This window comes from Photobacterium obscurum, from assembly GCF_026191635.1.
GTDB classification, from domain to species: domain Bacteria; phylum Pseudomonadota; class Gammaproteobacteria; order Enterobacterales; family Vibrionaceae; genus Photobacterium; species Photobacterium obscurum.
In genome coordinates this window covers 1-2,170 of sequence record NZ_JAKRRW010000047.1, presented here as the reverse complement: position 1 = coordinate 2,170, position 2,170 = coordinate 1, and the positions used below count along the sequence as shown (strand labels likewise).

At 47.1% G+C, this 2,170-nt stretch carries 1 protein-coding gene; it reads right to left on the bottom strand.

The features are described from left to right. Positions 1 to 112: 112 nt before the first annotated feature. A complete protein-coding gene (gene ltrA, locus MD588_RS25820) occupies positions 113 to 1,585 on the bottom strand; it encodes a group II intron reverse transcriptase/maturase (RefSeq protein WP_265700822.1) in 1,473 nt (490 codons plus the stop codon). Between the last annotated feature and the right edge of the window lie 585 nt (positions 1,586 to 2,170).

The window sequence follows — 2,170 nt, the reverse complement described above, 5'->3', positions numbered from 1 at the left end:
TGTCGGGTGGACGACACCTGTTACCAAGTGCCGTCTCCCTAAGAACCGTACGTGCAACTTTCACTGCATACGGCTCAAGCCTCCACAAAAGCATCGTTTGATACCCAGCAACTTATAGAGCAGTTGGAGCAGGTTCATTCCAAGAGTTGCGAGCTTGCCTTTTGGACTTTCTCTTCGCCAAGTATTCTTGATATTGAGGGTCAAATGGTGTCGCCGCATTTCGGATTTTCACATGTCTCTCGATAGGCACTTTGGCTATTTGGAAGAGATTGAACTGGCAATCCATATCCATGATCTTCTGCCAACCGTGAAATTGCCATTGGCCTTTTCGATTGATGAAGTATTTAAGCGCGATCCAAGTTCTAGATTTTGTTGGATGACGCCTTTTAGCCCAGTGCCATAACGCATGGAATAGCTTGTGGCCTACATATCCGAATATCTGTTTCGCGACGCAGTGTCGATAGTAATTCGACCATCCCCTGAGTTTCGGATTTATCAGTTTGATAAGATCATTCACTGGAAGGGTTACGTGCTTTTTGATGAGTTCACGCAGATTACTTAAGAACGTCAATGTATTGGATTTGCACGGCTTAATGAGCAATTTCCCTTTGTACTTCCTATGATTAAAACCTAAGAAGTCAAAGCCATAGTTGATGTGAGTGATGTGCGTTTTCTCTTCGGAGAGTGTTAAGCCTCTTTCCGCTAAGAAATCAGTAATCAACGGTTTGATATCGTTCTCCAGCACTTCCTTTGAAGCGCAAGTGACGACGAAATCGTCGGCATATCCAATAAAGTTGGCTCTAGCACCCTTTTTGAGTGCAGTGGACTTTATGCACTGCTCAAGCCCTGCAAGAGTCATTAGCATCAAGGTGGGAGATATGATCCCTCCTTGTGGTGTGCCCTCGTCAGTGCGATAAAACAGCCCTTTGTCCATGAAGCCAGACTTTAACCATTGTTCCAACATACGCTTGTCTACAGCGATGTTATCAAGAAGCCATTGATGGCCGATCTTGTCGAAACAAGATTTGATGTCTCCCTCAAGAACCCATTCAGCGGATCGTTTTAGAGCCAAACACTTGAAGCACTGCGCGACTGCATCGGCAGTGCTGCGGTTTGGTCTAAATCCATAGCTGTTAGGGTCTGCAAGTGTTTCTGATACTGGCTCTAGTGCAAGAAGATGAAGCGCTTGCTGCGCTCTATCGACCATGCAGGGGATACCAAGTGGTCTGAGCTTGCCGTTTTTCTTGGGGATGTAGATACGCTTGAGCGGTTTGGCTTGATAAGCTTTTCTGCTCAATTGACTGACAGCTTTCATGCGGCGCGTATCCGTATTCCAGATAACGCCGTCAATTCCAGGCGTTTTACTGCCTTTGTTTTGTGATACTCGCTTAACAGCAAGAAGCTTTGCTGAACGCGAGTGAGTCAGTATCCACTGCAACGCTTTCGCTTTGCCGTGTTTACCTTCTCTCGTTGCCTTTGCGATACGCATCTGAAGCTTTAAAACATGGGATTCAACGGTTTTCCAATTTATGGATTTCCATTGAGCGCTGTCAGGAGAGGCACTAATCTCTTTTGAGACCATCATTTGCGTTTCTCCTTGAATAAAGTTCTTCGAAATTCTCTCGCAACGGGAGACCAGTCGGAAGTGGGCGCACTTTCGTGCTCAGACATGAGTCTGTATCTGCATCGTTACAATGCAGCCTTTGCTTTCTCCGACCTCCTATACCTGCATCACTATCGGCTATGTAGGCTTTCCCAGAGGGAGTGATACAGGCTTACCGTGTTCCGTATGTCGCGCAATGTCAGGGTAGATGCCTGCTATGGAGCGGAGAGCTTAACGATCACGAAAGAGCATGGGGCAATCTCTTTCCAACTCTCGTGCCTTTTGGCTACAGCGTGTTAACCACTTCCGCTGTTTGCAAGGATAACGCCCCTTACGCAGGTTCACATATGTTCATCATACTGGCTACCTAGCACTCACCCGATTTGTGGTTATCAGGAGGGTCGTCCTCTCACGATTTCGACCCCGAACGGTATGACCCCCGTTCTTCGTTACATTGTCAGAGCCGCTACTTTATTCAGGCTCCTAGGTTCATCTGGTGATACAGATGGTTCACTCATTAAGCGGTGAACAGCGCTTCATACGACTTCACGTCGCACGCCCCATTCC